This is a genomic window from Rothia sp. HMSC062F03 (assembly GCF_001836905.1).
In the GTDB taxonomy this organism is placed as follows: Bacteria; Actinomycetota; Actinomycetes; order Actinomycetales; family Micrococcaceae; genus Rothia; species Rothia mucilaginosa_A.
The window spans coordinates 38,247-65,132 of sequence record NZ_KV830872.1 but is presented as its reverse complement, the minus strand read 5'-3'; the positions used below and the strand labels follow the sequence as shown (position 1 = coordinate 65,132).

General features: G+C 60.6%; 21 protein-coding genes and 1 pseudogene. 4 read left to right on the top strand and 18 right to left on the bottom strand.

Features of this window, described 5'->3' with window-relative positions; all coding sequences use genetic code 11:
* The first annotated feature begins 78 nt into the window (after positions 1 to 78).
* From HMPREF2674_RS03565 to HMPREF2674_RS03555, 3 genes are all read left to right on the top strand, one after another.
* Positions 79 to 1,320, top strand: coding sequence for an MFS transporter (locus HMPREF2674_RS03565; RefSeq protein WP_049346255.1), 1,242 nt, complete (start codon positions 79 to 81; stop codon positions 1,318 to 1,320).
* Positions 1,321 to 1,561: 241 nt separating this feature from the next.
* A complete protein-coding gene (locus HMPREF2674_RS03560; RefSeq protein ID WP_239662801.1) occupies positions 1,562 to 2,182 on the top strand; it encodes a recombinase RecJ in 621 nt (206 codons plus the stop codon).
* 176 nt (positions 2,183 to 2,358) lie between these two features.
* Positions 2,359 to 3,090, top strand: a complete 732-nt coding sequence (locus HMPREF2674_RS03555) for a metal-dependent transcriptional regulator (protein ID WP_070824845.1) — start codon at positions 2,359 to 2,361, stop codon at positions 3,088 to 3,090.
* Between the two features lie 161 nt (positions 3,091 to 3,251).
* Here HMPREF2674_RS03555 and HMPREF2674_RS03550 read toward each other — a convergent pair whose 3' ends face one another.
* The 10 genes and pseudogenes from HMPREF2674_RS03550 to HMPREF2674_RS03505 all read right to left on the bottom strand — a co-directional run bounded on the left by HMPREF2674_RS03550 (position 3,252) and on the right by HMPREF2674_RS03505 (position 16,098).
* Positions 3,252 to 4,136: a metal ABC transporter permease gene (locus tag HMPREF2674_RS03550; protein WP_070824844.1), complete on the bottom strand. Its 885-nt coding sequence runs from the start codon at positions 4,134 to 4,136 to the stop codon at positions 3,252 to 3,254.
* A gap of 2 nt (positions 4,137 to 4,138) precedes the next feature.
* Positions 4,139 to 4,954: a metal ABC transporter ATP-binding protein gene (locus HMPREF2674_RS03545; RefSeq protein ID WP_049333502.1), complete on the bottom strand. Its 816-nt coding sequence runs from the start codon at positions 4,952 to 4,954 to the stop codon at positions 4,139 to 4,141.
* A gap of 158 nt (positions 4,955 to 5,112) precedes the next feature.
* Positions 5,113 to 6,075, bottom strand: coding sequence for a metal ABC transporter substrate-binding protein (locus HMPREF2674_RS03540; protein WP_070824843.1), 963 nt, complete (start codon positions 6,073 to 6,075; stop codon positions 5,113 to 5,115).
* Between the two features lie 298 nt (positions 6,076 to 6,373).
* Positions 6,374 to 7,174 carry an exodeoxyribonuclease III gene (locus HMPREF2674_RS03535; protein WP_049333506.1) on the bottom strand — a complete coding sequence of 267 codons (801 nt, stop codon included), beginning with the start codon at positions 7,172 to 7,174 and terminating at the stop codon, positions 6,374 to 6,376.
* A gap of 155 nt (positions 7,175 to 7,329) precedes the next feature.
* Positions 7,330 to 8,133 carry an S-layer homology domain-containing protein gene (locus HMPREF2674_RS03530; RefSeq protein ID WP_070824842.1) on the bottom strand — a complete coding sequence of 268 codons (804 nt, stop codon included), beginning with the start codon at positions 8,131 to 8,133 and terminating at the stop codon, positions 7,330 to 7,332.
* A 246-nt stretch (positions 8,134 to 8,379) separates the two neighbouring features.
* Positions 8,380 to 9,708, bottom strand: a complete 1,329-nt coding sequence (locus HMPREF2674_RS03525) for a glycosyl hydrolase family 28-related protein (RefSeq protein WP_070824841.1) — start codon at positions 9,706 to 9,708, stop codon at positions 8,380 to 8,382.
* Positions 9,709 to 10,146: 438 nt separating this feature from the next.
* Positions 10,147 to 11,493 (bottom strand): glycosyl hydrolase family 28-related protein, encoded by a 1,347-nt coding sequence (locus tag HMPREF2674_RS03520; RefSeq protein ID WP_049345999.1) that lies wholly within the window; start codon positions 11,491 to 11,493, stop codon positions 10,147 to 10,149.
* 542 nt (positions 11,494 to 12,035) lie between these two features.
* A complete protein-coding gene (locus tag HMPREF2674_RS03515; RefSeq protein WP_070824840.1) occupies positions 12,036 to 13,031 on the bottom strand; it encodes a bile acid:sodium symporter family protein in 996 nt (331 codons plus the stop codon).
* Positions 13,032 to 13,699: 668 nt separating this feature from the next.
* A pseudogene (locus tag HMPREF2674_RS09665) lies at positions 13,700 to 14,311 on the bottom strand (M48 family metallopeptidase); the annotation flags it as partial.
* A 650-nt stretch (positions 14,312 to 14,961) separates the two neighbouring features.
* Positions 14,962 to 16,098, bottom strand: a complete 1,137-nt coding sequence (locus HMPREF2674_RS03505; protein WP_049345988.1) for an acetate/propionate family kinase — start codon at positions 16,096 to 16,098, stop codon at positions 14,962 to 14,964.
* A gap of 418 nt (positions 16,099 to 16,516) precedes the next feature.
* Between HMPREF2674_RS03505 and HMPREF2674_RS03500 the strand changes: the two genes are divergently transcribed.
* Positions 16,517 to 17,440 carry a hypothetical protein gene (locus HMPREF2674_RS03500; protein WP_070824838.1) on the top strand — a complete coding sequence of 308 codons (924 nt, stop codon included), beginning with the start codon at positions 16,517 to 16,519 and terminating at the stop codon, positions 17,438 to 17,440.
* 10 nt (positions 17,441 to 17,450) lie between these two features.
* Here HMPREF2674_RS03500 and HMPREF2674_RS03495 read toward each other — a convergent pair whose 3' ends face one another.
* From HMPREF2674_RS03495 to HMPREF2674_RS03450, 8 genes are all read right to left on the bottom strand, one after another.
* Positions 17,451 to 18,200, bottom strand: a complete 750-nt coding sequence (locus HMPREF2674_RS03495) for a hypothetical protein (RefSeq protein WP_049347589.1) — start codon at positions 18,198 to 18,200, stop codon at positions 17,451 to 17,453.
* 127 nt (positions 18,201 to 18,327) lie between these two features.
* Positions 18,328 to 19,743 carry a hypothetical protein gene (locus HMPREF2674_RS03490; protein ID WP_141761799.1) on the bottom strand — a complete coding sequence of 472 codons (1,416 nt, stop codon included), beginning with the start codon at positions 19,741 to 19,743 and terminating at the stop codon, positions 18,328 to 18,330.
* Positions 19,744 to 20,739: 996 nt separating this feature from the next.
* Positions 20,740 to 21,540: a Fic/DOC family protein gene (locus tag HMPREF2674_RS03475; RefSeq protein WP_065423992.1), complete on the bottom strand. Its 801-nt coding sequence runs from the start codon at positions 21,538 to 21,540 to the stop codon at positions 20,740 to 20,742.
* Positions 21,540 to 21,779 carry an antitoxin VbhA family protein gene (locus HMPREF2674_RS03470; RefSeq protein ID WP_049333542.1) on the bottom strand — a complete coding sequence of 80 codons (240 nt, stop codon included), beginning with the start codon at positions 21,777 to 21,779 and terminating at the stop codon, positions 21,540 to 21,542. The genes HMPREF2674_RS03475 and HMPREF2674_RS03470 overlap by 1 nt, the downstream gene beginning before the upstream one ends.
* 309 nt (positions 21,780 to 22,088) lie before the next feature.
* Positions 22,089 to 23,252: a hypothetical protein gene (locus HMPREF2674_RS03465; protein ID WP_070824836.1), complete on the bottom strand. Its 1,164-nt coding sequence runs from the start codon at positions 23,250 to 23,252 to the stop codon at positions 22,089 to 22,091.
* A gap of 16 nt (positions 23,253 to 23,268) precedes the next feature.
* Entirely contained in the window at positions 23,269 to 24,621 is a 1,353-nt protein-coding gene (locus HMPREF2674_RS09270; RefSeq protein ID WP_070824835.1) for a hypothetical protein, read from the bottom strand.
* A gap of 5 nt (positions 24,622 to 24,626) precedes the next feature.
* Positions 24,627 to 25,307: a hypothetical protein gene (locus tag HMPREF2674_RS09380; RefSeq protein ID WP_049347583.1), complete on the bottom strand. Its 681-nt coding sequence runs from the start codon at positions 25,305 to 25,307 to the stop codon at positions 24,627 to 24,629.
* A 13-nt stretch (positions 25,308 to 25,320) separates the two neighbouring features.
* On the bottom strand, positions 25,321 to 26,595 hold the full coding sequence (locus HMPREF2674_RS03450) for a transglycosylase SLT domain-containing protein (RefSeq protein WP_070824834.1): 1,275 nt from the start codon (positions 26,593 to 26,595) through the stop codon (positions 25,321 to 25,323).
* Positions 26,596 to 26,886 lie beyond the last annotated feature (291 nt).

The window sequence follows — 26,886 nt, the reverse complement described above, 5'->3', positions numbered from 1 at the left end:
GCTACGAATTGCGCACAATGAACTACGCACGACGGATTGCACGCCGCGCGACACCCAACCCCATCGTGGAGGTCCCCCATGAGTGTCAACACCGAGTTACTCAAGAATAGAGATTTTCGAAATACCCTTTTCGCCATTGGAGCCAACCAGCTCTCAGATTCGATGAGCTATATCACCACGCCCATCATTATTTTGGCGCTGACCGGCTCCCCCGAAGCTGCGAGTATCACCCTCTTTGTCGCGGGTGTTCTCGCCACCTGCGCCGGGGCGATATCCGGAACATGGGTTGATAGAATCGGCCCCTCGAAGTGCCTGGCGCTGTCCTGTATTGGCCAGGCGCTGTCCTGGGTGGCGATTCTTCTCTACCTCGTTTTCAATGTCACCAATATTTACGTTTTGGTGATTACGATTTCTCTCGCCGCCATCATTTCAACCTTCGACTACCCGAGCGAGCAGTCCATTATCACCCGCGTAGTCCCCAAGGAACACCTGGGATACGCCTCCGGCATGGGTGAGACGCGCGAGTCCACCGCCAACCTGCTGGGCGGCCCGGTCGCCGGCATCATTATCGGTTTCTCGACCGTGCTCATGACCGCAGTTCATGCGGTCGTCAACCTGCTGGCGTTCATCGTCGCACCCAAGAGCTACGGCGCTAGTCGGCAGCCCGCGGAAGAGGAGGAAGGCGAGAAAACCAGCTTCTGGCAGGACTCAAAAGCCGGTTTTGAGTACATCCTGAAGAACAAGGTGCTGGTGTCCATCGCGTTCGTTTCAACGCTTGCGAACTTTGGAACGGTCGGTATTCCGCTCACCTTCATCTACTACTACACCCTGGAGGGCGCACACCCGCTCTTCATTGGCATCTTTGCGAGCGCCTTCGGCGTGGGCGTGCTGCTCGGCTCATTCCTGGTCGGCCCGCTGACCGAGAAGTTTGCGCTCGGCCCGCTCGGTATCACCTCCCTGGCCATCATGTCGGCGTGCTACCTGTTGCTACCGGTGGTTCATTCGATGCTGTGGGCGGTGTGCCTGCTGATTGTGCTGGCGGGTATTGTGCTCCCTTCCTTCAATTCGAGCATCATTGCGTACATTAACGCATCCACCCCGGAACACATGATCGGTCGCGTGCACTCGGTGCAGGGCATCCCGAACATGGCGCTGACCCCGCTGGCTGTTCTGCTGGCAGGCTTCCTCATTGTTGATTGGGGTATTACGTACACGGCACTGTTCTACGCGGTGTTCATTTTCCTGTCGCTGGTGGTGATGGTATTCCAGAAGCCGCTGCGTCAGCTGCCGCATATCTCGCAGGTAACGAACGCACAGTAGTTCCGCGGTAGCGCCGTCTATCAACTCCACTCAACGCCCCCGAAAGCGAATAATTCAACGTGCACTTGCATGAAAATTATTTTCTTTTCGGGGGTGTTCTACATCCTTTCAATAATTTTTGCACGCGGTGTAACGTTTCAATAATTCCCCTTATCAATGCGTATTTTAGGGGTTTTGAGTGTTGCCGGTATTACGCCGAACCTTACGCTGGGCATTGAAGGTTTTACGGCATAATAAGAGGGTGTTCGTTCTTACTTTCATCCAACGTTCCGCACAGCACTCACTCACTGCACTGTCGGACGAACTCGCCAAACTCAACCCGCGTGTTGCCTTCGCCCAGACCTACCCTGACGAGATTCAGGGTGCCTTCGACCGGGCCAGCGATGCACTGCACGCGGCACTGATGGCCGCCCGCGATAACGGCTTCTGGGTGGGCATCGGAATCGGCGAGCTCAACATCCCCCGCTTCGCCGGGGCGCTCGGCGCCGTCAGCACCACCGACTGCACCGGTGACGCCCTCGAATTCTCGCGCCTGGCCATCGAGGAGGCGCAGGGAGGCGCCCCCGTCCGCTGCATCAGCATCAGCGCGGACAACCACCACCTCGCCGAGCTGGCCACCGGTTCCGCACGCCTGCTCTACCGCGTCTGCGCCGACCGCACCGACGCCGAGTGGCGCGTCGTGAACCTGCTCGTACCCGGTGTGCGCGGCCAGCAGAAGGCCGCCGCAACCGCCCTGGGAATCACCACCCAGGCGGTCAGCCGCACCCTCGTCCGTTCCCTCTGGCACGAAGAGCAGGCCGCCCGCGGCGCGCTCATCGAGCTGATGACCCGCATCGAGCGCACGCACCGCCGCGCCGCCTAAGCCTCGGTAAGCCCCGGGACGCCGGCCCGCCCGAACACGCGGTGCCGGCGCATCCCGCACATCCCGTCTCGCCATGATGGTTCACGGCCGGGCGGGATTTTGTATTTTCGGGCTATTCTTCAGACCCGGCGGACCGCCCCGGCAGGCAAAACCGCAGAAAAGGTAAACTAATCTTTATGCCTCTCTCAGAACTTTCCGTCAGCACCCAGAACTACCTCAAGGAAATCTGGAGCCTCGAAGAATGGACCAAAACCCCTGCCACCGCATCCGCCCTGGCAGAACGCATGGGCCTGCGCATTTCTTCGGTATCTGACGGCCTCAAGCGCCTCGCCGCCGCCGACCTGATCGAGCATCAGCCCTACGGCGCCATCGAGCTCACCGAGATTGGGCGCGCCTACGCCCTGGCCATGATTCGCCGCCACCGCCTCATCGAAACCTTCCTCGTTGAGACGCTCGGCTACACCTGGGACCGCGTGCACGACGAGGCGGAAGTTCTCGAACACGCGGTATCCGACTTCATGGTGGACCGCATCGACACCCTGCTGGGGCACCCGACCCGCGATCCGCACGGCGACCCGATTCCGGACTCTTCGGGGCATATTAGTTTTCCGCAGACCGTGCCGCTGAGCCAGTGCGAACCGGGCGAGACGGTCATGCTCGAACGCATTAACGATGACGACCCGCGCTTGCTGCGCTACCTGCACGGCCACGGCTTCGTGCCCGGCGCGCGCCTCAAGGTAGAGGAGGGCGCCCCCTTCTCCGAGGCGGTGAACGTGAGCGTGGTGGGTGCCGGTTCCGGCAACCTGCACGAGACGGACGAGAGCGGCACGGTGGTCTCCGGGAGCACGATTATTCCGCTCGGTGCGGAGGCGACCGCCTCCCTCTTCGTATCGCGCCCCGCGCGCTAGGTACAGGGCGGTAGAGGCGGACTTCTAGCCCGGAGATCCGGGTGGGTACGCGCCCCTAACCTTCAGAAGATAGCAATAGGCGGAAAGCCCCACGGTGGGACTTTCCGCCTATTGCTGTATGTGGTGAGTGTACTCAGTGGGCTTTCGCAGGGTGAGCTTTCTTAGGAAGCTACCGGCTCAGTTTTCGTTGCGGCAGTGCTGAGTCGGCGGGCGCGCATCCTGCCCAGCAGACCGTAGCGCGGGGCCAACGCGTAGGCAATCGCGAAGAGCAGCCCCTGCGTGACCACCACGGCACCGCCCGGCGAGACGTCCAGGTAGTAGCTGGCGTACAGGCCGGTCAGCGTTCCCGCGAGCGAAACCCCCACGCTCACGCCGAGCATGGGCACGAAGCGGTCGGTGAGCAGGCGCGCCGTGGAGCCGGGGATAACCAGCATCGCCACGACCAGCACCACGCCCACGATCTGCAGGGCCACCACGGAGGTGAGCGCCAGCATCACGAGCAGTAGCGCGCCGAGCAGACGCGGACGCAACCCCACCGCCTGCGCAAAGCCCGGGTCGAAGGCGTACAGCACGAAGTCGCGGCGCTTGACCAGTAGCACGGCCGCCACGAGGACCGCCAGGATGGCGACCTGCGTGACGTCTGCCCAGGACACGCCCAGCACGTTGCCGAAGAGGATGTGGTTCAGGTCGGTATTGGACGGCGTGACCGAAATCAGCACCAGGCCCAGCGCGAAGAGGGTTGTGAACACGATGCCGATCGCGGCGTCCTCGCGCACGCGCCCGCTGCGCCGCACCCCGCCGATGAGCGCCACCGCCACGAGGGCGGCAACCACCGCGCCGACGGCGAAGGGCGCGCCGAAAATGTAGGCGAGCACCACGCCGGGCAGCACCGCGTGGGAGATGGCGTCCCCTATGAGCGACCAGCCGAGCAACACGAGCCAGCAGGAGAGCAGGGCGCAGACGGCGGCGGCGATAACGGTGACGACCACGGCTCGGAGCATGAAGGGCAGGGTGAGCGGTTCCACCAGAAAATCCAGAATGTTCATTCTTAGTTCTTCCCTTCCGCAGAGCTGTTCGTAGTAGTGCCGGAGGTAGCAGCACCGGGGGCAGCGGTAGCGACCGACGCGCCGGCGTCCACTTCCATGCCGAAGGCACGCACCAGGTTCTCGGGGGCGAGCACCTTCTCGGGGGTATCGTGCATCAGAATATCGCCGCGTAGCAGTAGCGCCTCGTCGGCGAACTGGCGCAGGCTCGCTAAGTCGTGCGTGGAAACCAGCACGGTCGCACCCTCATCACGCAGCTGTTCGATGACCTGAATGAGCATCGCCTCGCTGCGCTTGTCCACGCCGGCGAAAGGCTCATCCAGCAGCAGCAGCTGGGCGCCCTGGGCGATAGCGCGTGCCACGAAGGCGCGCTTACGCTGACCACCCGAGAGCGCCCCAATCTGACGGTCGGCAAGGTCGGTCAGTTCCACGCGGGCGAGCGCCTCATCCACGGCGGCACGGTCCGCGGCGCGCAGGCGACGGGTGATGCCGAGATTGCGGTAACGGCCCATGCTGACGACCTCGCGCACCGAGATGGGGAAGGTCCAGTCAATCTCCTCGCTCTGCGGAACGTAGCTGACGATTCCGGCACGGTGGCGGTGGGCGCGCTTGCCGCCGACGGCCTGCCCGTCCAGGGTGATGGTGCCGGCGTGCGCGGGCACAACCCCCATGATGGCTTTGAAGAGGGTGGACTTGCCGGAGCCGTTCATGCCGATCAGGCCGCAGATACGCCCGGTGTCCAGGGTGAAGGATGCGCCGGTGAGGGCGCGGACTGGCCCGTAGTTCACGTGCACATTTTCGCAGCTGAGAAGAGTGCTCATTCCTTGTGTTCTTTCTGGTAGTCACCGTATGCGTGGGGCGGGTGTTAACGGCGTGGGAGGAGCGGAACCAAGAAGGCGACCGCCCCTCCTATCCTATCGGGGGTTTGGGGGTTACCCGGGGTTTTCGATACCGGGTTTGGCCCGGGTTTATTCGGGGTTTAGGAGTTGCCCTTGAGGCCCGCAACGATGGTACGTGCGTCGTAGCGGATCATGTCCAGGTAGGTGGGTACGGGGCCGTTCGAGTCCGAGAGGGAGTCCACGTAGAGCACGCCGCCGAATCGGGCGCCGGTCGCGTCGGCCACCTGGCGCATCGGGTTGTCAGAGACGGTGGATTCACAGAACACGGCAGGAACGTGGTTCTCGCGCACGTAGTCGATGGTGGAGGAAATCTGCGAGGGAGTGGCCTGCTGCTCGGAGTTGACCGCCCAAATGTACTTCTCGTTCAGCCCAGCGTCGGAGGTCAGGTAGGAGAAGGCACCCTCGCAGGTGACGAGCGCGCGCTGGTTTTCGGGCAGGGTGGAAATCTCGCTGACGAGCTCGTCCCGCACCTGCTGCAGCTGCTTCTTGTAGGCTTCGCCGCGGGTCTTGTAGTCGGCGGCGTGCTCCGGGTCGAGGGCGCTAAACTCGCGGACCATGACGTCCACGTACTTCTGCACGTTGCTGGGGCTCATCCAGGCGTGGGGGTTGGGCTTGCCCGCGTAGGCGTCCTCGGTAATGGAGATGGGCGTGACCCCCTCGGAGACGGTCACGTGCTTAGCGTGGGATTCTTCAACGAACTTGGCGAACCAGGATTCGAGGTTCAGGCCGTTGTCGAGCACCAGGTCGGCAGCGTGCGCCTTCTTCACGTCGGAGGGGGTGGGCTCGTACTCGTGAATCTCTGCGCCGGGCTTGGTGAGGGATTCGACGTTCAGGTCGTCGCCTGCCACGTTGCGGGCGATGTCTGCGAGCACGGTGAAGGTGGTGAGCACGGTCTTCTTGCCGCTGCTGCTCTTAGCGCCGTCGGTGGTGCTGGCGGTGCTACCGCAACCGGTGAGTACGAGTAGCAGGGTGAGTGCGAGGGCGGCGCAGAGCGCCTGGATGAGGCGGCGTGCGTTGCTGCCTGCGGGGGTGAAAGCGTTCATGAGGCATCCTTCATTGGAAGTTACGGGTTTGAGTATGTGGTTGATGTATGGGATTTGCCGCGCCGGGACGCTAGGGACACGGTTGTGTCTGCGCAGGCATCATAATGCGCTTTTGCCTGTCGTCCCGGGCGGAATTTAACAATAGTTCGGCTAGCCGAACTTTTCAACTAAGCCACACGGAAACTTTGGGGGAGGACTGCGCCCCGAGACGCAAAACCGCGGGAGGCGGGGGAACGCATCCCCCGCCTCCCGCGGTAAATATCCCGGGTTGAGCACCCGTCAAAGCTATATACTCGGCCTAGTCGGCAATCTCCACGACCACCGGCGTATGGTCGCTCGCGCCCTCACCGGCGCGTTCCACCCTATCGATCCAGGCACGTTCCACGCGTGCGGCGAGCGCGGGCGAGAACAGCTGGAAGTCAATGCGCATGCCCTCATCCTTGGTGAAGCGGCCCGCCTGGTAGTCCCAGTAGGTGTACTCGCCCGGGGTGTGCGGGCGCACTACGTCCACCATGCCCTCTTCGAGTAGGGCGACGAAGGCTCGGCGCTCGGGCTCGGAGACGTGGGTCAGCTCGTTATCACGGAAGTAGTCGATGTCCCACACGTCGGTATCTTCGGGGGCGACGTTCCAGTCGCCAACCAGGGCGAGCTGCGACTGCGGGTTGGCGGCCAGCTCGTTGTGCACGTTCTGGCGCAGCGCCTCCATCCAGCGAAGCTTGTAATCCATGTGCGGGTCGGTCAGGCCGCGGCCGTTGGGCACGTACAGGCTCCAGACGCGCACGCCGCCGCAGGTCGCGCCAATCGCGCGGGCTTCGAGGACTTCGGGCTCGCCGGGCTTGCCGAAGTGCGGCTGGTTATCGAAGCCGCGCTGCACGTCTTCGAGGCCAACTCGGGAGGCGATTGCCACGCCGTTCCACTGATTCAGGCCAAAGTGCGCAACCTCGTAGCCCATGAATTCGAAGAGGTCGAAGGGGAAGGTTTCGTCCTTGGTTTTGGTTTCTTGCAGGGCGAGCACGTCGACCTCGCGCTCGTCGAGCCAGTCTTCGACGCGGTTTTCGCGGGCGCGGATTGAGTTGATGTTCCAGGTGGCAATCTTCATGCCTTCTAGCTTAGCGGGTGCGGGGAGCTCACCTCACGGGCGGGTGTATCGGAAGCACGCCGGTACACCACCGCCCGCCGGCGCAACCCGGTGGGTCGCACCGGCGGGCGGTGAATATATGCACTAGTCAGCACCGATTTTAGCCAACGTCATCCCTAGTTACCGGCGGGCGTTCCGACGACCTTCAGGCCGGCCTTCTCGTAGGCCCGAAGCATGTAGAGCGCATCCGAGAAGTACAGCGGATCGCCGGGCTTTACCTTATCCGTCACGCCGTCGCCGTCACGATCGGCCGCCGGGTACTCGCCCAGAGTGCGGGTAAGCCAGCGGCTCTCGGTGGCGAAACGGCTCTTCCGTGCGGCCGCGTCTTCCTTGCGCTGCGCATCGCGCTCAGCCAGCTTCGGGCGGCGAATGGTCGCAGCCCCCTCGGGGCTACCCGCCGCACGGTACAGGAACGCGGAGAGGGTGTAGCGGCTGGCACGGTCGTCGGGGTGGAAGAGGCCGTCGTCCCAGCCAGCGGTGATGCCCGCATCCGCGGCCCAGATGATGGCGGCGTAGTCCGGGTCGCTGGCGGGCACGTCAGCGTAGGGAGAGACGGCCGGAAGGTCCTTCACAGCGGGCGAGCCGGCCATGCGGTAGAGCAGGCGCACCAGCTCGGCGCGGGTGACGGTCGCATCGTGGCGACGACGAGCGACATACTCGCCCTCGTCGAGGTAGCCGCGGCAGACGGCCCACACGCCGGGCGTGGGGGACGCATCGCCCACGAGGCGTTCAACGCAGGTGTTGTACTCGGTGTCAGCGTTGTTTCGGGGCGGCTGGACGGCGGCCACCGCGGTCTGGGGGTGGGGCACCACTGCGGATGCGCCCACCGGCAAGGCACCCAGGGCGAGGGCGACGGTTAGGGTGAGCACGCGACGCAGGGGTCGTGCGGGTGCAAGGGAGCGTGAGAAAGCCGAAAGCATGGTGCGGTCCTCGTACATTGTGGTTGGAAACCGGCCGGAAGGAACCGGTTGGGTCGGTGCGACACCGAAGGAAGGCACCGGGCCGCCCGCGGCGCGCGAGCGGTTCCGGGCAGGCGACAGCATTAAACCTTCCCTTTTAATGAAGTTAAAGTACATCTCGATAATTTATTCAAGATGAAATTGAATTCTTGGTGAGTGGTCGCCCCGACGCGCAACCTCTTAGCGCGCGGCTCCCCCGCCCGGGCCCTAGCCGCGCATGACGTTATACGCCTCCACGCGAAGCTGAGCGGGCGTGGAGGTGGTGTGGCGCAGGTCCTCCACCTCAATCACCACGTTCGCGCCCATTTCACCGGTCACGTAGACGCGGCGACCCAGCATATTGTTCTCGCCGATGCGCTCGTCCTGCGCAACGCCGTCGGTAATGCGAAGATCGTAAATCTTGTTTTCGATGTAGTAGCCGTACAGCGAGGCGGCCTGCTCGGGCGGGTTGTACGAGACGGGGGCGACCATGCGGGTACCGCGGGCATTACGGCCGATGTACCAGTTGGCCGCCTCGTCGGCGCGGGCGGCACCGCTGACGGTTCCGGCCCAGCTGGACGCCTCACCCGCGCAGCCGATGAAAACGTTATTGGCCCACTCGACGAGCCAGCCGTGGCCCGCGTTGGAGCGGGCGGTGCAGCCAATGAACATATTGCGCTCACCCTGCACAATCCAGCCCGCACCGGCGTTGCGGGTGCCGGGTTCGTAGAGGGCGCTCTTGCCGAGGGTGCGGTGGTTGCTATTGCTGGAGCAGTTCTCGAACTTGGACTGGGCCGCGTACACCTCGATACCGGCGTAGGAGCCGCCGCTGAGGTTGGCTTCGGCCACGTCAACGCCGCGCAGCTTGTTGTCTGCCGCGCCGGAGTTCTGGCCTTCGGTACCGCGGCGGCGGTGGCCGACGGGTTTGCCGAGCAGCAGGCCCTGGTTGAGGGTACGGCGCACGGTCACGTCGTCAATTTTCATGCCCTGGTCGTCCAGGCCGAGCACGGCAACGCCGATGGCGGTGTCCCAGACTTCCACGCCGGCGATAACGGGCACGATGTCCGGCTCGTTGAGCATGTCGCCGGTCAGGTGGGTGTGGAAGATGACGCCGGCGACGTTGTTCAGCGGGGCGGTGTGCGCATCCAGCGGGTATCTGGCGATGGGCGTGTTAGCCGCGTTGGTGCGGATGTGCAGATTGCGCACGCCCATGCGCATGGGCTTGTTCGCGTTGTAGGCACCGTAGACGGGGGTCGTGTAGCTACCCACGTGGAACACGCCGGTGTACTCGATGTACCCGTCGCTAGTGGTGGGAATGGCCCGGTCGGAGTGGGCGATGACGACGGTCGCGGGGCCCTGCCCGATGACCTCGACGCGGTGCTTGATTTCAATGAAGGGGTAGGAAACACGGTAGATGCCGCGGGGCAGCTCGACGGATCCGCCGCCGTGCGAGGCGACGTCGTCGACGGCTCGCTGAATGGCCGCGGTGGAATCCTTGGCGCCGGTGGGATCTGCGCCGTAGTTGACGGCGTTAATGCTCATGGGAGTATCAGGCACGTGAGGTTCAATTCTTTCCGGGAGGGGTGTAACGCGGCCGGTGTACAGGCCGCGGCGGGGCGGTTGAATTGAGTGAATAGGATGCGCGGGCGGTGCGCTGTGCTGAGTGAGTTGAGCGGGGCGGCTCATCGTAAGCCGCCCGGTGCGGGCCCTTTCGCGCGGGGCGAGAGTGGCTCCTGCTCAAGGGTACCGCATTGTGCCGGCGGAGGCGATGACCGGCACCCTGCGCCCGCCCACTCCCTTGCCGTCTCCCCCGCAAAGTGTGGCGGGCCGCGCATGAGACGGGGCGTTTAAACGCCGCGGGGGCGAGGATTTCTCCTCGCCCCCGCGGCGACTGGTGTCGGTTCCGGGCCGCTGCATCAGCCCGGAACTATTGGTCCGGAAACACCAGAGCGAGCCCGTGCCCCCTCGGGGCGGTCTCGCACGTCGAGGCCGTCACTAGCCCATGAACACGCCGTTGCCGCGCTTCTCCAGCTGCTTGGGTGCGAAGGTCGAGTGACGGATGTGGTCCACCTCGATGAGCACGTTATCGCCCATAGCGCCGGTCACGTGCACGCGACGGCCCATCATATTGTTCTCGCCCAGGCGGTCATCCTTAGCGGAACCGTTCGTAATGTGCATATCGCGAATGTTGTTCTCAATGTAGAAGCCGTACAGCGAAGCCTTCGCCCAGCTGTAGGGGTTGTGCGCGCGGGGTGCCACGAAGCGGCTACCGCGTGCGTTACGGCCGATGTACCAGTTGGCCGCCTCATCACCTCGAGCAGCACCGGTCACGGCATCCTGGAAGCTGGAAGACTCACCCAAGCAGCCAATGAACTGGTTATTACCCCACTCCACGAGCCAGCCGTGGCCGGCGTTCTCCTGGGCGGTGCAGCCAATGAACATGTTGCGGGTGCCCTGGATGAACCAGCCGGCGCCCACGTGGCGGGTCTTCACCTCGTACAGGGCGTTCTTACCCTGGTTGCGCTTGTTGAACCAGCTGGTCGACAGCTCGAACTTCGACTGGGAGGTGTAAATCTCGATGCCGGCGAAGGTACCGTAGCTCATGTTGGCGTCGGAGACGTCAATCATGGAGAACTTGTTATCTGCCGCGCCGGGGGTGTCGCCCTCGCGAGCGCGCAGCGGGTGACCCACGGGCTTGCCGACCAGCAGGCCCTGGCGCAGGGTTTGGCGGATGCGGATCTTGTCGATCTTCATGCCCTGGTCGTCCAGGCCCAGGATGGCCACGCCAATGGCGGTGTCCCAAATCTCGATGTTGGACAGGGTGGGGACCGCGTCCGGCTCGCCGGGGTTGGCGTCCGCGATGCGGGTGTGGAAGATGACGCCCGCAACGTTGTCGACGGGCTGGGTGTGCTTCTCCAGGAAGATCTGGTTGCTCTTAGAATTCAGCGGCAGGTTGTACTTGTTGGTGCGGATAAACAGGTCGCGCACGCCCATACGCATGGGCTTGTTCTGGTTGGTGCCACCGCTCATGGGGGTGGTGTAACTACCGGTGTGGAACACGCCGGTACATTCGTAGCTACCGTTCTTGGTGGAGGGAATACCCTTGTCGGTGAAAGCGACGATGCGGGTTGCCTGACCGTGGCCGAAGATTTCGACGCGGTGCTTGATTTCGATGAAGGGGTAGGAGACTCGGTAGATACCGCCGGGAATCTCGACGGAACCGCCGCCCTGTGCGGCGACGTCATCAACGGCCTTCTGGATAGCGCTGGTGGAGTCTCGTACACCTGTGGGGTCAGCGTTGTACTTGGAATCGCATACGTTCACGCTCATGATGGTAGCCATGATAATGTGTCCTCGTTTCTGGGGTGGATGCACTACAGCGACGAGCACGCAGGATAGCCGGAGCTATAGCTGCGCGTGGTGAAGCTGAGTTATCCGGTTGTGTCTGAGTGAATGTTTGGGAGCGTCTACCGGTACGAGGGAGTGAATCTCTTCCGGTCATCGCGCGGTCGGGGAGTGAATCCGCCGTGGCGAGTGCTCCGGGCCGGTTGAGGGAGTGAATCTCTACCGCGCCCATGTGACGTAGCGTCAGTAAATACTCGCAGGTGGAACCCGGTTTCGCTGAAGCTACAGTGAAATATTCTAAAGCACCATTTGGCTAATGCGAACCCCCAACGCCGGATAGTGTTCAGGGTCTCCGAGGGGAATTTTGGGCCGAATACCCCGCAAACCCCACAGAAAATCAACTGACCAGCACAAACACCACATATTGCACATAAGTGCACTGGTCGGTTATTTTTAAAAATTTCGTCATGTTCCCTCCTCGTGAACGCCCCGCACGCTATCCGAGAGGGTAGCGGACGACCGCGTGCAGGGGACGCCGGCTACTTCTTCGAAGCCTCCAGCGCGGCCGCCGCGCCCACCACATCCAGGCGCGCGTAACGCCCCGCAAGCCAGGTGCAAATCATCAGCTGAACCTGATGGAAAATCATGATCGGCAGCATCATCAGGCCCAGCGACCCGGCACCGAAAATAATGATGGCCATGGGCAGGCCGGCCGCCAGCGACTTCTTCGAACCGCAGAACTGAATCGTGATGCGGTCGGCACGGTTGAACCCCAGGCGCTTAGCCAGCTGGTCGGTCAGCCACAGCATGAACACCACAATGATTGCCATGAGCACGATGAGCACCACGATCTGCCACCAGGCCACGCGCGTCCACACGCCCTGCACCACCGAAGCGGAGAACGCCGAATACACGATCATCATGACCGAGAACTTATCCAGCCACTTGGTCGTCGGCTTCTTGGCGAACTCCCCCACCCAGCGGCGCGTGAGCTGACCGAGCACGAAGGGCAGGAACAGCTGAATCGCGATGTCGAGAAACACGGTGCCCGAGAACTCAATATGGTCCGTGTGCATCAGCAGCATGGCCAGCAGCGGCGTGGCCACCACACCCACGATCGAGGAGAGGGAGGCGCTCACAATCGCCGCCGCCACGTTACCGCCCGCAATCGAGGTGAAGGCGATGGATGCCTGCACGGTCGATGGCACAAAGGTCAAGAACAGAATACCCATGTACAGCCCATCGCCGAGCACAAAACGCAGCGGTGAAAGCGCCAAACCGACCAGCGGGAACAGCACGAACGTGCAGCTCAAAATCATCAGGTGCAGACGCCAGTGGGTCAGGCCGCGAATGGCCTCCGCGGTGGAGAGGCGAGCGCCGTACAGGTAGAACAGCAGGGCGACCGCGAACTTCGTTCCGGTGCTGAACCAGTCGGCGAAGTCGCCGCGCGCCGGCACGATAATGGCCAGAATAACGGCGGTGATGAGCATGGTCAGCAGCGGGTCAAGCTTGATGGAGCGCAGTGATGAGAGCATAGCCCCTATTCTATGACCTGCGGTTAAAGAGCTGAACCCGCCGGGGGTACCTCTCACGATGAGGTGCCCTCGGCGGGTTCTTGAGCCTTTAGCGCCCGCGGGCGCGTTCACGGCTTAGCGGGCTACTTGTTGCCGGGGTCGAAGCCGTAACCGCCCTCGCCGGAGGGGCCGGCGTCGGGTCGGTTGGAGCCGGGCTGCTCAGGGGCCGACCCGAACGGGCCGGGCTGAGAAGCGGGCTGGGAGCCGGACTGATCCGGGGTTCCGGACTGCTGGCCAGGCTGCTGGCCGGGCTGACCGAAGCCGGAGGCCGCCTGCTGGCCGAAGCCGGACGCACCCGCGGCGGGTGCACCGCCGGCGGCCGCGTACGCATCCCAACGCTGAGCGTGGAACGCGCGAGCCTGCTCGGTCTGCCAACCGCTGAACAGGGCCGTGTTCTCGGGGTATGCGAGGTCCTCCTCGGGCTTCTGTACCACGTCCACGGTCTCGAGGTTGTGGGGCTCCCAGGTCTTCTGGTTTTCCTGCATGAACTCGGTGGACTGAATCGGGTCGGGCCACATGCCAACGGGCTCCGAAGCGGGAACCAGCACGGGCACGCGCGGGGTACCGTTGTCCGTGGGGTTCTCGGTCGGGCGCCAGAAGAGGCGGCCCGGCTGGGTGCGGTCACGCAGGGCGTGGGCACGCCAGGTGATCACGGGGTGGCTCATCAGCAGGTTCACGTACCAGACGGCCAGGCCGCGGTCGGTGACGGCGCGGTCGGCCAGCTCGTCGAAGTTGACCTGCTTGTTCAGGTACTTACCGGCGGCCAACACCTTGATAGCGCCCTTGGCGCCCTCGGGGCAGAAGCGGTAACCGAAGTTATCGGCGGTGTACTCCTGAGCGCGAGACAGTGCGCTAGACAGTATGGGGATGCGGCTGAAGAGCGTGGTGAAAATCAGACGGAAGTAGCTGACGTGACCGGCCGCGATGTGGCCCACCTCGTGACCGATGATGAAGCGCAGGGCCTGCGGGTCACGGGACTTACCGCCGATTTCGAACAGGTCGGAGTAGACGCAGATGAAGCGGCGGAAGCCGTGACCCGATGCGAAGGCGTTGATGGTGCCGTTACCGCTGATGACGTACGCGTCGGGTACGCGGCGCAGGCCGGCAGCCTCGGCGGCCTCGGCGAGCATCTGGTACGCCTCGGGGAACTGGGTCGGGGTGATGCGCACGCCGTTCACACGCTGCTGGGCGTAGAAGAGCGCACGACCGATGAAGAGCACGAGAGGGCCCAGAACCAGCATGGACACGGCCTGCATGACGATGTCCTGCACGCTGCTTGCCACGCGGCTGCTTGTGCCGCCGGTGTAGTCGCCCGAACCGGACGAGAAGAGCCACTGGCCCATGCGGCCAAACAGCGTAATAATCGACATGAACAGCACGACGTAGCCGGCCGCGGTGACCGCGTAGGCGGCGACCAGCCACGGGATTTCGGCGGGGTGACGCAGCGCGTGCAGCACCTTCGTCGGCAGTATGGACTGGTAGGCAAAGAACCTGGGTTCCGGAAGGGGGCTCACCGGCTTCTGACGCTTATCTTCGGGCAGCCAACCCGCGGAGAGGTCCTGCGGAAGGGGCGTGCCCTGCGGGGCGGGGCGCCCCTGGGGGCCGGGCTGGGCGTTGAACTGCCCGCCGGGCTGGTGGTTTTCAGGAGGTTGAGTCATATCTCGTCCACTTCGTATCGAGTGTTGTCTGACTCCACTCTATCGGGTTTGGGCACGCTTGGGTGAATACGAGAACGGTTTTTCTCACAAACCGCACGTATTTGGGTGTCCGGGTGCGCAAAAGCCCGCCGCAGCGTCTGTTGGTAACGGATGCTACGGCGGGCTGAAGCTCTACGCGCTGCGCGCGGGATGCCTCACGCACCCCGCACGGTGGCCGCGCGAAACTCGAGCGCTTAGAGGCTCTTGACGAGCTCCTCGGTTGCCTCGGCGATGGCCTTCTCCTCGTTGGTGGGGATGACCAGCACCTTGATGGCGGAATCCTCGGTGGAAATCACGCGAGGCTCGGGGGAGCGCTTAGCGTTCTCCTCCTCGTTGTACTTGATGCCCAGAGGGCCGAGGCGGTCCAGGACCAGCTTGCGGAAGTCGCCGGAGTTCTCGCCGATACCTGCAGTGAAGATCAGAGCCTGTGCGCCACCAACAACCAGGTTGTAGCCGCCGATGTACTTCATCAGGCGGTAGGAGGTCATGTCCAGTGCGAGCTGTGCGCGCTCATCGCCGGACTGTGCAGCCTCAACGACCTTACGCATGTCGTTGGAGCCAGCCAGTGCGAGCAGGCCGGACTCCTTGTTCAGGATGGTGTCCAGGCGTGCGCCGTCAATGCCCTCACGAACCAGGATGGTGGTCAGTGCCGAGGGGTCAATGTCGCCGGAGCGGGTACCCATGATCAGGCCGGCCAGCGGGGTGTAGCCCATGGAGGTGTCGACGGACTTGCCGTCCTTCACCGCGGTCACAGATGCGCCGTTACCGAGGTGTGCCACGATGCCGTTGAACTTGTCGCGGGCGATGCCGAGCATGTCAGCTGCAACGTGGGAGACGTACTCGTGGCTGGTGCCGTGGAAGCCGTAGCGGCGGATGCTGTACTTGTCAGCCAGGTCGTAGGGGATCGCGTAGCGCCATGCTTCTTCGGGCATGGTGGAGTGGAACGCGGTGTCGAAGATAGCAACCTGCGGCAGGGAGGGCCACTTGTGCATTGCGGCGCGCATACCCTGAGCGTGTGCGGGGTTGTGCAGCGGTGCCAGCGGGGAGAGGTCGTCGATCTGCTGGACAACTTCCTCGGTGAGCAGGGCGGGGTGGGTAAACTTCTCCGCACCCTGCACCACGCGGTGACCGACTGCCTGCAGCTCGCGGCCTGCCAAGACGGGCTCAAGCTTCTCGGACATGATGTCGAATGCGACCTCGTGGTTGGGCACATCGGTGCCGATGTTTTCAACCAGGCCGGAGGCCAGCATCTGCTCTGCTTCGGGGAGGGAGGTGTCACGCACCTGGTACTTCAGGGAGGAAGAACCAGCGTTCACAACGAGAATAAGCATGAAAGTGTCTCTTTCGTAGTTTTCTTTTTCGCTCCATTCTCGCACTTTTCGGGCGTACGTGCGAGACAGCGGGTGCAGTGTCTTACGCCGCACTTCTGCGGGCGCCGCGCGCGGCGGGTTTGGTGGGGTTTTCTTTTCGGTCGCCGTGACCGGCTCACGGGCTGCCGGGTTTTAGGAATGTTAGACTGGTAGAGCATCAAAAACTTGAAACTAGCACTAGCAGCCCTGAGTTGCTAGGTTGGCCGGATGGGCCCTGAGGGTCTGCAGTGTGGTGAAATATATAGAAACCCTTACGCTGCCCGACTGGGCTTTTGCACACAAGGCACCCCCACAGGGTGCCTTTTCCCATACCCCCCCCCGCACCGAAGCAACCCGGGACAAAACAACCACACCACCAACCACAACCGAAAGAAAACCAATGATCAACACCAACCCCACCGCCCCCGCATGGATCACCCACACCGACCTCATCCAAATCGACGGCAGCCACTACATCACCTACCCCGACGACCTCGCCCTCACCCAAGCACTACGCACCGACATCGCCACCGCCCAAAGCATCAACCACCTCCTCGACAGCCTCACCACCGAACTAGCCGACGAAGAACCCATCGACGAAATGATCACCCTCATCAACGAAGGCTTCGCCACCATCGGCAACTGGCAAGCCTTCCTCTACAACCTACGCCTACGCTGCATCGCCCTAAACAACCTGTACAAGAAGTACACCCCCGGCCAATACGGCCGCTACCCCATCGACGCCGACACAAAGCAGGACCTACTCAACACCGCCATCGAACTAGCCGTCAAGGGCGAAGAGAAAGCAAACCACCTCACCGAAACCGGCTACCAGTTCCCCACCCTCCCCACCCCCGGCACCACCCTACGCGAACCCGATCACCGCGAAGTCGAAAACTACCTAGCAGCCCTGCAGGATGAGGACATTCCCGCGCAATTCAAGCAGATGGCAGCTTTGCGTGAACGCGTCTCCGACTTCGCACAAGAGCTCGACGAAGCAAAGGCCGCCAACACCGCTGTCCCTCAAGCATTCGAGCTCAAGGAAGACGGCTCGTACTTCTCCAACGAAGAAGACTTCCAGCGCTGGATGGAAGAGTACTCCCCCGCCCTGGCACGCGTGATCGCCCTGGAGCCGTCCTGGGCTGAACCGAACTTCATCCCGATGCTCTCACGCGCCATGGTGCCGGTGTACCAGGTGACTCGTGTGGAGCCGTTCATGCGTGAGGATATTCTCTCGCGTGCTCTGGCTTCGGTGTTGGCGTCGGTTGAGGATGCGGGTGTGCGTGAGTCGGTTCGTCGTGAGCTGACTAAGCGCACTTACTAAGAGAACGGTTTTAGTGGGATAGCTCGTGCTGCTGATGAACCTGTTGCTGCACTGCGCGGGCAGGCTTGGCCTGCTGCTGAGGTCCTCGAGCCTTCGCGGCGGCTACAGCCTGGTGCGGATGCGTACCGAGGGACTGGTCGTTGAGCTTGGCTGCGTGTGCGGTTTCTGAATCGTAGTGAGCCTCGTAGTAGGCGGCACGCTCACCGCGGGCTTCAGCCTGATCCCACTCATGACCAGCCTGGGCATGAGCCTGCTCTGACTGGTTCTCGTGCTCTTGGGCTTCAGCCGGGTCGTTAGAGTCGAGTTCCTTCTGACGCTCAGAATCGGAGAGGTTTTCCCGTTCTTCAGCTCGTTCCTCGGCCTGGTGCTGTTCGTAGCGTTCTTCCCAGCCGTGTTCCTTCAGGTATGCAAGGTAGTCGGCGAGGGTGAAGCCATATTCGTTCCGTAGCTTATCGTCGAGGTGGTGGTAGGCTGCGGCGGCATCAGCGCGGTAGGGTGCTTCCTGATCTGCCGCGGTGGCCCATTCGGCTAGGTCGCGGCTGGTTGCGGTAGCCCACCATGATTCTTCCCAGAGCCGCGCATACGGAGATGCAGGAATCTGTGTATCTGCATTTACAGATTCCTGGTTTTCTGCACGGGCGACCCGCTGCTTATGGTTCTGCAATGCCTGACGAATCTGCTGGGCAATAGCCTGCAGTTCACGGGAAAGCTCCTGCTCAACATCGGTGCTGTGGTTGTCGAAGGGGTGAATGTTCATCATTGACCTCACGGGGTATCGGTGCTTTCTTCCAGATTAACAGAGCATCGTCTCGTGTGCTGCTGAGAACGACGAAGGGGCATGGGGGTGAGAAATCCACTACTGGATTTCTCACCCCCATACCTCTTTATTAGAGCTCGATGCCTCGCTCTGGTGGTTCAGGACCTCGCCGCGGAGCCTCATTCTGAGACCGGTCTGTCTGGGCCACACCGCTTTTCTGCATCATGGGCTGGAGAAAACTGAGCGAACGTTGAGTCTCTACATCAATCTCTGACGGCCGATTACCTAGCTCCGTGATAGCTTCTTGCTGCTGTGAACTCAAATGATTCTGCTGACGCTGCTCATTCGGGCCAAGAATCTGTTCGCGTGCACGCTCCATCCGCTCATATGAGGTCTTAACAGCCTGCAACGCGGGAGGAATAGGAGTGCCACGACGGTTCAATTCCTCAAAGGCCTGCTTCTGCCGGGGAGTCATATCACCACGCGCAATACTCTGAGCGACAGCTTGAGCAGGAGACAACTGATGCTGATGCCCCTGTGCTTGCGTCCGGGAGTACGCATCACCAACACCTTCTTGAGCCTTGGGCTGTAGGATACGTCCCTGCCCCTCAGGCAAAGGACCCTCAGGCAAAGAATTTGAAAGGCTAGCTACGACTTCTTCACGGACGAAACGACCACTCGCGACCTGCATAAGCGCATTATCAGAGAGCTTCTCAATCGGGACAGTAGCTGCGACAAAATTGAGCGCACTCATCTGAGTCTGCTGGTTCTGTCCAGGAGCAAGGTCAAGATACCTATGGCTGAGCGCATCGTAGACCTCAAGATTGTCTTTGATGGTCTCAAAAAGGGTGTAGTCAGAAGAGTTAAGAACCTTCTGAACGGCATAACAGACCGCATCGGGGGTCCACAGGAGCCTCTCAGCACTCGGAGATACCTGTACCTGATCGATAGGATCGATAAGACCAGCCTGGATAAAGTTCGAGATAGCCTCCAAATCCAACTGGTTCTCCTTGTCATTCCTCATGCGTTCAAAGACGAACGCGTAGACCGGGTTATCTCGATCTTGTCCCTGCTGAATCAGAGAAAGCATGTTACTGTGACGTGCTTGCCTGATGAAATCTACCTGAGTATCAGCATCCGGGGAATAATCAACAGCAGTACCTACTGTAATGATTGCTGCGCCAGGCGGCAGCTGCTGGTGTACTAGCTCAAGAAGAGCCTGGTTACGGTCAGGACTGGCTCGGTTCGCATGGTAGAAATCGCCTTGCAGATTCGTCAGTGCGTCTCGGAAGTCCTTAAGCTGATCTGCTTCGACAATCACAGCCGTCATAGAGTAGAACCCTTGATGCATACCGTATCCGTCATCGCTGACTTTGGGAGGTCGGTAGGTTTCGTCTACAAAGGCAAAACGAGGAGCATCGCTGTTTCTCTCGTAGAAACCGACGATACGAGAATGGTAATCTCGCTCTATTCTGTCGGAGGGGTTAGTGATAAAGGCCTGCTGATAATCGCTGATAAGATGATGGCCGGAAGAATTGGAGGACACCTTTGATTCCTTCAAAAAATGTTGCGGTTGGTATTCGGTTTTGCTATAGTAATAGTAGCAAGGTAAACCAAGAACCCTGAGGTAGTCGCCGTAAGGCGAGGAGGTATAATGGGTGAGCCGTAGTGGGTATGCTGATGTAGGTCGGCCGAAGCTACGGACCTTGCGCATAAGGCACCCGCTGAGGGTGCCTTTTTTGTTGCTTTCTTACCCCTCTAGGATAATCGTGAGAACATTATTTGGGGTCCGTTCAGCCATGCTATCTCTCCCCCTAACCTGTTTCAATCCCTATTGTGCGGGGTTCAACCTTAGCTAGAATCCTGTACTGTTATCGTCCACAAGGCGAAAACCGCCTGGTGCAGTCGGCCGTCGTTGCCGCTCGCAGACGCTAAAGGAACAAACCCATATTTCAGAAAGGGAGGACACACAATATGTGTCCCCCTCTTACGTTATTCCTAAAGTTCCATGTCTTTATTAGTCTTTGGACGTACTGTAGAAGGTGCCGGTGGCTGTTTCGGATGAGGGGCTGTTCCTTTTCGGGCATGTGTCCTCATGCCAATCTGGCTCACCCTCAAAGCTGCCAGAGTTTCCTCATCCGCTTCAGGTTCAGGCGCACGCTCAGCACGGGCCTCCTGCACTTTCTGCTCTACCGGCGAGAGCGGCTTCGGCTGCTGCTCCGGCTCAGTAACCTTCTGGTCCTTTGGATGCTTTTGCTGGTTTTTGGCGCGTTCTGCCAGACGGGTCGCCTTGGTATTACTCGCGCCGAAGTGAACGCACTACTGCGCGCAGCAAACTCCGAGCCCAAACCCTAGAAAGAAGTGAGTGGTTCCAACATAAGCCGTATGATGGAACCACTCACGCTACGTTAGAAAAGCTGCGTCTGCCCTTCCATAACCATTCCGCGCCCTAGCCGGTCTACTTCGTCCTGTCGGTAACCATACCTTGAAAACACGCAAAGGTGGGGTGCTCAAGACATATGTCTTGAGCACCCCACCTTCTTTAGTCTCCGAGTCCTTGACCGGATTCGCGGTTTAAGCCGTGGTTGATATTGCGGTTAGGTGTCTGGGGTGTCTGCTGCTGATTCGCTCCAGTAGGCCCAGTGAAGCCATTCATAATCTGCCGGTAAATCTGCTGCGACTTTTCATCCTCAGCATCGAGTTGGGTCTCATGTGGGGTTTCGCGCGGTACGGAAATGGCATTGAAAACCGGGTACATCTCTTCAGGACGCACCTGAAAGTGTCCAAAATCTGGACCGCTAAACATAGACTGCTGATTCCAGATTTCTTTACTGACACGATCGTAATCAAGTTCAAAATTACTCAGAGCTGCAACATGTTCCATGAAGATTTTGCTGGTTCGGCCGTTTCCTTCACGGAAGGGGTGGGCCTGGTTTAAGTTTGCAAAAACTTCAGATGCCGCCTTCACAAATTCCACACGATTAAGCTTTTCCCAGTCTGTTGAGCGCACTTTTTGGGATGCTTCTGCCAAGTATCGGTCGACTTCTTTGTTGTTGACATCTGCAAACACAGAATACCTTTTACTCATGTTGACAGTACGATACTCCCCCGCCCAGTCATACACGTCCTGAAAGAGATACTTATGGATCCCTTTGAGATGTGCTGCGTCAAAAGTATGCGCAACAAGGCTAGGGTTCTCCTCCAGCATTCTCTGCCTTGCAGATGTCATACTGTATTCGAACTCTCTTAGCTCTCCCTCATTGCGAATACCAGGAATATTACGCATGACTTGATCATCAGGCGGTGGGAAAAAATATGCCGCCCATGCATCCTGACCACTCATTACTCAGATTCTTCCAAGTTTCGGCGAGAAGCAATCCTGTCCAGGGTCTTCTGCTTATATTCTTCGAAGGTGATTCGTCCTAGCTCCAGATCAATAAGTTGAGCCACTTCTTCGCGAGAATGGGTGTAACCCTCAAGCCATGCTGAGGCGAGAGTCTGAGTAATACCTCGCTTCTGCTTATCGTTGAGCTGCGCGAATAGCTCAGGGTAACGCTCAGGAAGGTCAAAGTACTCGGCCATGAGTAGTTCTCCTTAAATATCGGTGGTGTATCGTAGGGCCATTCCAAATCTATCAGAATGACCCTACGGGTATTTTTCGAATAAGTCAGTTACGCTTTCGCGCATGATGTACTGCAGCTTCAAGCAACTTGGCATGGCCCCATAGGTTACGCCTGCCACCTGCACCTCTTCTTTTGAGGTGGAAATATGGATATGCAGAAATCCGTATATAAAGATTTCAATATTTCTTTATTTCTGTACAGAATTAGCCCTTGTCAAGACATAACTAAAGGGGCGAGCGAATCGCAATGATTCGCTCGCCCCCTTCAGTTAGGTGCTAGGCGTTAGAGGTCTGCGGCGGACAGACCACACACCAGCGGCTCCGGTGAGAATCAGCATAAAACCGCCAATTGCGATCCCGCCAGTCTCGGCACTAATACCGGTGTAAGCCAACTCGTCGCGGGCGGTAGCCGGCGCCGTGGATTGAACAGACGGCACCGAAGTGGGGGATTTCGCATCTGCAGCAGGCTGAGCTGATGATCCATTCTTACTCTTAGGGGTCTTGGAGCCCGGTGCTTGCGGAGCGATACCCACCTCGTCGCTACCGGTTACTGCGTGGTCTCCAGTATCTGAGGTGGCACGGGAGTGTGCCTGGGCATCCTCGGGTGCGATGGGCACCTCGGTACTGACTACCTCTGAGTTATCGGGTGTCTCATTATCCACAGTGTCCGCAGATGCTTTCTGACTCGGCTCAGGGGTAGGTGCGATGACAACTTCAACCTCGCCAGGGGTTTCAGTAGCCTCGGGTGCCGGAGTTGAAGGCTCAGGCTCCGGTTCGATAACGGGTGCGGTGTCGTCAGCCGGCTGGTGGTCGGCAGGGGTTTCATCGTGCTCGCTACGGGCCGGTTCAGGCTCAGGTGCAATGGGCACATCGGTGTTCCCCGGGGTTTCCGGTTCGGGGGTGACCGGTTCAGGTTCCGGGTTGATGGGTACGTCGGTATTGCCCGGCGTTTCGGGAACCTCATGGGTGGGTTCGGCGCTGGGGGCGATAACAACTTCCACTTCACCCGAAGCTGCTTCACTCGGAGCGGGGGTCTCTTCACGAGGTTCAGAGTGGTCCGCCTCCGCAGCAGGTGCCTCAGCCTCGGCGGGCGCTTCCGCTTCGGGGGTTGAACCTTCCTGTTGTGCAGTATCAGCGGGTGCTTCTGCAGGCGCTTCCTGGGCAGGTTCTTCGGCAGGTGCTTCCGCTTCGGCAGGGGATGCGGTGACGAACTCGGGCGTAGTAGCAGGCTGGGTGGCTGCGTTACCGGCGCCGTTCTTGGTGATGAGGGCAACGGTCAGGTCACGGGTCTGGTCGCGGTTGGGCTGGCCATTATCACGGATGGTGATAGAACCGCTCTGGGTGGGTGTTTCTGCTGCAGTCGCTGCGGTGCAGCTAATGGCGCCTGCTGCGGCTGCGAGGGTGAGGGAAGTGATGAGGGCCTTGCGGTACACTTTTTACTCCTCTTAATTAAGGGTTAATGACGATGCTGTGTTGGTCGGGACTGACGGTTACGCGGTGTCCGTCTGCGGTTGTGCCAAGAACTGGGGTGTCGGTGGAGGCGATATAGCCGCTGGAGGTTGCGTCGCCGGTGGTTCCGTCACCGAATTCGAGGCTGAATCCTCCCGCGGGCCGGCTTGTGACCTTGGTTGGCACGGCCGGTAGGGCGTAGGACCCCTCGGTGGTGAGGTGATGGACTTGATCTCCTGCGATGGCGATGGTGCCGGTGCCGTCAATCTTCACGCTATCGGCTGCTCCGGTGATGTCGATGGTGCGGCTGACGTTGTCAGATTCTGGGGCTTGGAGGGCAAGGATGTCTTGCCCGGCGGAGGTGTGCCAGAGGGTGACGACCTCACCGTTGGCGGTGGCTCCTACCCAGCGAGTGAAGGTTGCTCCTTCGGTGGGGGTTACTAGGGGGTGCGCTCCGGTTTCGGTACCGTTGGCAGTTGCGGTGATGATGGTGCCGTTACCGCGGGTGGATGCCCAGATGCCGTTGCCTTTAGAGGTGGCGATGAAGGCTGCGCCTTCAGCGGGGGAGCGGTACCGCTCGGTTCCGTTAACGCTGATTTTTTGGACGCTTCCGGGGGTGGGGTCATTGCGGGAGATGATGACGGATTCCCCAGCGCGGGTGATGATGGTTTGCGCCTTGGTGGTAATGGTGTTGATGTTGGAGAATTTTCCGCCGGACCACATGAAGTAGCTACCGGGTGCGGTGTAGAGGAATCCGTCACCGGTGGGGTGGATGGTCAGCCCTGCAGCTTCGACCTTGTTTTTGGTGAGGTCGGTCTGGCTGACGAGGGTGCCTTTGGTGGCATCGACAACGTAGAGGGTCGACCCGTCAATGTAGGAGATACGCTGGCCATCGCCACTGAGGGCGCCGGTGGTGTAGGTTCCGTTGTCGAGGGTGATGGCGACTCCGGCTGGGGTGGTTGCCATGGTGGTGGTGGCGGGTTGGTTGAGGGCGTTGACGGTTGCGAGGGCTCCGCCGCCGAGTCCTAGTGCTAGGAGGGCTGCGGCGGGGATGAGGATTGCTTTGCGTCGCCAGACGGACGGCTTTTCAACTTCCTCGGTCACAGTTTGGAGAGTAGGCTCGCCTTCTGGAGTGAGGGTGTAGTAGCTGGTTTTGGTACCTTCTTGGACGTAGATTTTGACGTCGCGGCCGAGGGTTTGGGCGAGGTGGGCGCAGTGGTTCCACACCTGTCCTAGGGCTTCTTTAGTGGTTGCGTCCTGGAAGGTGCGGGGGGCGTGGTCTTGGATTTCAAGTTGGATGAGGCCGTCAGCTGAGACGGTGGCGTCGATGCGGGGGTAGTCGAGAGCGTCCATGTTATTTACTTCTTCTGAGTCCGGCTCTTTACAAAGGAGTTGAAGCCCTGAGGCTCGAGGATGTGGGAGGCCTTCCACTTATTGGGTCGGTCAGCGGTACGGTGTACTCGTACAAAGTATTGCGGGCTAATACCGCCGTCGACAGTAACTACCACAGTGACCCAGTAGGGGTTTTCGCCCATGGCTGTTTCAAGAGTCGGGTCATTAGTGATGGAGGCTCCGGTGACTTTGCCCTTGAGAATGTCAGTTTTGATCTTAGGACCGTACTGGTTTTGGAGTTCCGGGTCGATGAGGGGGAAGAGGTCTGCTGACCATTCCTTGTAGGGTTTGCCGCTGGTGTAGGCGGTGACGATGGCCTTTGCCGCGTCTACCGCGCGGGCACGGTCTTCATCAGTGATGGAGGTCAGTACGGCTTCGCTGGAGGGCTGTTGCTCGCCTACTCCCACCCCTGCAAGGGGGGAAGGGTCAAGGCTGACCGTCGGGGTCGGGGTTGCAGTGGTGGGGTTTACCTCGGTGACGGTGGGGGTGTGGGTTGCGGTGCTGGGTGCAGGTGCGGGTGCCGTGGTGGTGCTGGGGGTGGAGGTTGCGACGGGGGATCCGGTGGGGGCGGTGTTGTCGGTGGATGCGGAGCATCCGGTAGCGAGCAGGGTGATGGTTGCGGTGAGTGCGGTGAGTTTGCGGGTCATGGTATTTCCTTTCTTAGGTGCCCGGCATGTAGAGGAATGCGGACGGTGAGTTATTCGAGACAACACGGGTGTAGTAGATGTGGTCGTTGGGTGCGCCGAGGCCGTTGTAGCCTTCTTCGACGAAGGTTCCGTCGTCGTGGACTTCCTTCACGATAGCGACATGGCCGTAGCTACTCATTCCCGCGACGTTCGGGCCGTAGTAGACTACGGCGCCGACCCGCGGTTCATGGCCGCTGGGCCAGCCTCTGCCTGTCCAATGGCCAAGCCACACAGACGCGTTGCCGGGGGAGTGGAACGTGATGTTGTCGGCGCTACCGCCGGTTTGTCGGGTGACGCGCCAGGCGGCGAATGCTACACATTCACTCGGAAGTGCGTTGGTCGGATCCGGTGTTGTCGGGCAGTAGGAGTAGTCTCCGTTGCAATGGGCCATGTGAGCCCAGGGGTAGTCATCACCGGAGTTATCTGTATTTACAGAATTCTGGTTTTCTGCATTTGAAGATTTCTGGTCCTCTTCCTTGCATTGATCCTTATCGGATGCCTTTTTATTGCTTTTCTTCTCTGCCTGTGCCGGTGCGGAAGTACTGCTAGTGGATTCGGGGGTTGCCTTATTGGCGGCAGCATTACTCAACGAGGGCTGTTCGGCACCGGTGGGGTAGTCATCAATGCCGAGGTCTTTAATGAGGGTCTGGTACTGCCGCCAGTGGCTTTTGATAGCGGGGGCGTAGTTGTTGTTTTCGTCGGTGTTGTATCCGCCGGTGCGCTCCATGACTGCGCCGGGGCCTGCATTGTAGGCGCGGAGGACGTTATCGATTTCGTCGCCGTCGACACCTGCGTTGCGGAGGGTGGTTTTGAGGTAGCTCATGTAGCGTCCCATGGCGGGGATGGCATCATGGGGGTTGAAGGGGTCGCCACCGTTACCGAAGGATGCCCAGGTGCCGGGCATGAATTGGGCTAGTCCTTGTGCTCCTACGCCGGAGACGATGTTGGGGTCCCAGCCGGATTCTTGGTGGATGGTGGCTGCGATGAGGGAGATGGGGAAGCCGCTGATGCGGGATGCTTCCTGAAGCTCTGGGAGGTGGGCCTTGATGGTGTCGCCGCGGTCGCCGATGCTGGTGACGGGTGCTGCGGCGGGGGCGGAGGCGTTTTGGTGGCCGTTGCCGCCGTTGCCGCTACTACTGGGGGTGCAGGCGTTAGCGCCTGCTCCGCCGCCGATAACGAGGAGGAGTGAGAGGATGAGTCCGAAGATGAAGATGAAGGGTAGGGCTATCCCGAGGGCACTTTTTTGCATGACTTTATGGCTCCTGGTGTGTGGAGGTGTGCGTGGTTGGTGTGAGTGATACCGTGTGCCCTTGGGGTCGCCCCGTGTGGGGTGGCCTCGCATCTCATTTTAACAGGGGGTGTGGGAGTTTTAAAGCTGGCTGGTCATATCGGAAGACGCATATGCAGATATGCAGAAAGCTATGTTTACGGCTTTCTGCATATCTGCATATTTAGTTTTATCCCCGCTCACGCGGGGAACACGGGCCGGTGAGCTGAGACCAGCTGCGTGATATGGGCTCATCCCCGCTCGCGCAGGGAC